This is a genomic window from Micromonospora sp., assembly GCF_048594385.1.
Lineage (GTDB): Bacteria > Actinomycetota > Actinomycetes > Mycobacteriales > Micromonosporaceae > Micromonospora > Micromonospora wenchangensis.
Window position 1 is genome coordinate 1 of sequence record NZ_JBMDWU010000152.1, and the last position, 4,132, is coordinate 4,132.

Annotated in this window: 5 protein-coding genes; 4 read left to right on the top strand and 1 reads right to left on the bottom strand. The window is 74.2% G+C overall.

All coding sequences use genetic code 11. The features are described 5' to 3' along the window. Nucleotides 1-126 precede the first annotated feature (126 nt). The 3 genes from ACOJTC_RS07690 (at nucleotide 127) to ACOJTC_RS07700 (ending at nucleotide 3,138) form a co-directional block, all read left to right on the top strand. Nucleotides 127-1,419: a glycosyltransferase family 4 protein gene (locus ACOJTC_RS07690; protein WP_420116318.1), complete on the top strand. Its 1,293-nt coding sequence runs from the start codon at nucleotides 127-129 to the stop codon at nucleotides 1,417-1,419. 64 nt (nucleotides 1,420-1,483) lie between these two features. Further along, the gene (locus tag ACOJTC_RS07695) at nucleotides 1,484-2,983 is read left to right on the top strand and encodes an O-antigen ligase family protein (protein ID WP_420116319.1); all 1,500 of its coding nucleotides are present in this window, start codon (nucleotides 1,484-1,486) and stop codon (nucleotides 2,981-2,983) included. Nucleotides 2,984-2,994: 11 nt separating this feature from the next. Next, nucleotides 2,995-3,138, top strand: coding sequence for a hypothetical protein (locus ACOJTC_RS07700; protein WP_420116320.1), 144 nt, complete (start codon nucleotides 2,995-2,997; stop codon nucleotides 3,136-3,138). Here the strand turns inward: ACOJTC_RS07700 and ACOJTC_RS07705 are convergent. Continuing rightward, nucleotides 3,135-3,275: a hypothetical protein gene (locus tag ACOJTC_RS07705; RefSeq protein ID WP_420116321.1), complete on the bottom strand. Its 141-nt coding sequence runs from the start codon at nucleotides 3,273-3,275 to the stop codon at nucleotides 3,135-3,137. The two genes, ACOJTC_RS07700 and ACOJTC_RS07705, sit on opposite strands and share 4 nt — an antisense overlap. Here ACOJTC_RS07705 and ACOJTC_RS07710 point away from each other — a divergent pair. Beyond that, a partial coding sequence (locus tag ACOJTC_RS07710; protein WP_420116322.1) for a hypothetical protein occupies nucleotides 3,262-4,132 on the top strand: 871 nt, incomplete at its 3' end. The two genes, ACOJTC_RS07705 and ACOJTC_RS07710, sit on opposite strands and share 14 nt — an antisense overlap.

Here is a 4,132-nt window from a genome sequence, read left to right on the forward strand (position 1 = left end):
GACCCCCGCGGTGGCCGGTCAGGTCTGACGGACCGGCCAGTGGCCGACCGGACGTCGATGATCTAGCGTCCCGTGCGCCGGGGGCCGCGCCACCGCCCCGGTGGTCAGCGAAAACGAGGGGGGACAGTGCCGTTCCGTAACGATGCCGTCGACCGGGGAGAACAGCTACGCCCCGACCGTACGGAGCCGAGCCTGACCCGCCCGCCCGCCTGGCGTCCCCTGCGGGTGGCGATGATCGGCCAGAAGGGCGTGCCGGCCACCTACGGGGGGATCGAACGGCACGTCGAGGAGATGGCCAGCCGGCTGGCCGGACTCGGCCACGAGGTGACCGTCTACTGCCGGGACAGCTACGGCGCGGTGGAGGCGACCCGGCACCGGGGCATCCGGCTGCGGCGGGCCCGTACCGTGCCCAGCAAGCACCTCGACGCCATCGTGCACTCGGCCACCTCGACGCTGGCGGCGCTGACCGAGCGCCCCGACATCGTGCACTACCACGGTCTCGGTCCGGTGCTGACCGCGCCGCTGGCCCGCTACGCCTCCCGCGCCCGGGTGGTGCTCACCGTGCACGGGCTGGACAACCAGCGCGACAAGTGGGGCCGGGCGGCGCGGGCCGTGCTCGGTACCGCGTACCGGCTCAGCGGTCACCTGCCCGACGCCCGGGTGACCGTGTCCCGGGGTCTCGCCGAGCACTACACCAGCCGGTTCGGCCGGCCGGCCCGCTACATCCCCAACGGCGTGGCCGCCCCCACCCACCGGCCGCCGGGCGAGCTGTCCCGCTTCGGCCTGCGCCCCGGCGGATACCTGCTGCTGGTCGGCCGGCTCGTGCCCGAGAAGGCCGCCGACCTGCTGGTGCGGGCGTTCCGGCGACTCCCCACCGACCTGCGGCTGGCCATCGTCGGCGGCTCCGCATTCACCGACGGCTACGTCGCCCGGCTCCGCGAGGCCGCCGGTGACGATCCGCGCATCGTGTTCACCGACTTCGTCTACGGCGACGTGCTCGCCGAGCTGTACTCGCACGCCGCCGCCTTCGTCCAGCCGTCCCGCCTGGAGGGGCTGCCGCTGACCCTGCTGGAGGCCGCCTCGTACGGGCTGCCGGTGGTGGCCAGCGACATCGAACCCCACCGCGAGGTGCTCGACCGCGACGCGCCGGGGCAGCGGCTGTTCCGCGACGGTGACGTCGACGACCTGCTGCGGGCGGTGGGCTCGGTCCCCGCCGACCTGCCGCCCGAACGGGCCGGCGCGGCGCTGCTGCGCGACCGGGTGCTCGCCGAGTACAGCTGGGACGCCGCCACCCGTGAGCTGGAAAAACTCTACTTCTCGCTGGCCCTGCGCGCCCCCCGCCCCGGGGAACCGGACGTTGGGTCGCCCACGGTCGGCGTAACGGCCCATGTCCCCCGACCTCGGCGACCGTTAGATTAGGCCGTTCTCCCGGCCGTCGGCGGCGACCGGCAACAGTTCCCTGGAAACGAGTGGTCGGCGAGCGGTGGACGGACAGCGACACGGCACGGAGGGTGACCTCGCCCTGCCCGACGGCGGGCGGCGACGGTGGGTCGCCGGTGATCCGCCCGCCCGCCTGCTGACCGTCGGCGCGGCGCTGCTGTGCGCCGTGGTGGCGCTCGGCGTCGGCCTGACCGCGTCCGGTGGCGGCCGGGTCGGCGCGGTGCTGCCCCTGGTGGTCCTCGCCGGACTGGCCGTCGGGGTGCTCGCGCTCACCCGCTTCGCGGCGTACGTGCTGCTGATGCTGGCGGTCCGCTCCTGCGTCGACCTGTTCAAGCTCAGCGGCCCGACGGCCGGCCGGGCCGACGGTGCCGGGGCGACCCGGGCGATGGACCCGTCCACGATCCTCGCGGTGCTGTTCCTGCTCGCCGCCGGCCTCTGGCTCGCCGCCCAGCTCCGCCAGCGGGGCCGGCTGCGCGGCTCGCCGCTCGGCGTGGCGATGCTGCTGGTCGGGGCCACCTGCCTGGTCAGTGCGGCAGGTGCCGCCCAGCCGGTGCCCAGTGCCCTGGAGGCGCTGCGGATCGGCACCGTGGTGGTGATGTTCGTGGTCCTGGAGCAGCTCATGCCGGACCTGCCGGCGGTGCGGCGGGTGCTGCTCGCCGCGTACGTCTCGCTGGCGCTGGCGGTCGGCTACACCGTCGTGCTGTCCCTGCTCGGCCACCCGCCGGCCGAGGTCAAGGGGGACTTCACCCGGATCAGCGGACCGTTCAGCCAGTCCACCACGTTCGGCCGGTACCTGATGTTCATGGTGATCTTCGGGTTCGGGATCCACCGTTACCTGAGCCGCCGACTGCGCCTCGGCCTCGGCGTGCTGCTCGCCGCGTCGCTGCTGTTCCTGCTGCTCACCAACACCCGCAGCGCCATCCTCGGGGCTGGGCTGGGCCTGCTGGTGGTCGCGGTGCTGCACCGCAGCCGGCGGCTGCTGGTGGCGCTCTGCCTGGTCGCGGTGGCCGGGGTGGCCCTGCTGCCGAGCGTGGCGCACCGCTTCGGGCAGCTCGCCGACAGCAGCGCCGTCGGTGGCGGCCCGACCGGCAACACCCTCGCCTGGCGGGTCGGCTACTGGTCGGAGATCGTGTCGCTGGCCAACCGCAACCCGGTCACCGGCATCGGCCCCAACATGACCAAGTTCGAGGCCGACGAGGCGAAGAAGCCGCACAACGACTTCCTGCGCGCGTACGTGGAGACCGGGCTGGCCGGGCTGCTGGCGTACCTGGCGATGATGGTGCTGTGCCTGCACACCGGGCTCAACGCGCTGCGCCGCGCCCCACCGGGCAGCCTCGGCCGGGGCATCGCGATCGGGTTCCTGGGCTGCGCGGTCGCCTTCGTCGCGGTCAGCGCCGCATCCAACGTGATCTCGAACGTGGTCACCCTGTGGTATTTCGCCGCGTTCGCCGCGGCAGCCGGCGCGGTCGCCCGGGGACTACCGGCCGAGCCGACCCGGGCGGCGACGCCCCGACCGGCGACGACCGGCCGGACCAACCGATGAAGGATCAAGCAGTGGGGAGCAGCAGGGTGGAGATCGTCGACTATCTGCGGGTCGCGCGGCGTCGACTCTGGCTGCTGGTGGGCATTCCGCTGGTGGCCGGGGCGGCGGCCGCGTCGATCGTCCTGCTCGGCCCGCTGCAGTACGCGGCGAGCTAGGTCGTCGCCGCGCCCGCGCTGGTCGGCGGCAGCGCCGCCCAGCAGTACACCGGCACCCAGGCGGCCAACCAGTTCGCGGCGGCCTTCGCCGCGGCGGTGACCTCCCCGCAGGTGGTCGACCAGGTGGCCGCCGACACCGGGGTCCCCGCCGACGCGCTGCGCGACGGCCTGGCGGTCAAGCAGGTCGGGGCGAGCAGCCAGCTCACCGTCACCTACACCGCCACCGACCGGTCCACCGTCGCCTCGGTGCTCGCCGCGACCGGCAAGCGGGCCCTGGCCTTCCTGTTCGCCAGCCAGGTCGGCATCGCCACCGACGAGGTGAAGACGGCCACCGACGAGCTGACCACCGCCACCCGGGCGATCAACGACTGGGAGAAGGCCAACAAGGTCAGCCAGCCCGACAAGCTCTACCAGTCGACCCTGCAGGAGATCGCCAGCCTGCGGCAGCAGCAGTTGCAGATGCAGGCGGTCGGCAACACCCGGGGTGCCAACGCCGCCGCCGAATCGATCAGCGCCGGGCAGAAGCGGCTCGACGGGCTCGGCCCGAAGCTGCCCGACTACCAGGCGCTGATCGCCCAACGCGACAGTGCCACCAGTGCGTTGGCCTCGGCCCGGCAGGGACTGCAACAGGCCCGCGCACAGTCCCAGGCCGCCGACCCGGAGAAGGTGACGAGCGTCGGCGAGGTGCAGCCGGTGTCCCGGGTCAAGGCGCTCGTCGCCCTGGTGCTGCCGGTGTCCGGCGTCGGCCTGCTGCTGGCCGTGCTGCTGGTGGCGGTGCTGGAGTGGCTGCCGCGCAGCCGCCGGGCCGGTCGGCAGCCGGCGGTCGGCCGGGCCGCCCCGGCGCTGACCGGCGGGCGGCGCGGCGGCGACGACACGGTGGTGCTGCCGGTCGTCACCTCGACCGTGCCCGAGCAGCACCGACGCCGGGAGGGGGCGGTGGCGCACGCGTCCCCACAGGGCGACAAGCACGTCCGGGGACTGGCCCGCGGCGGCG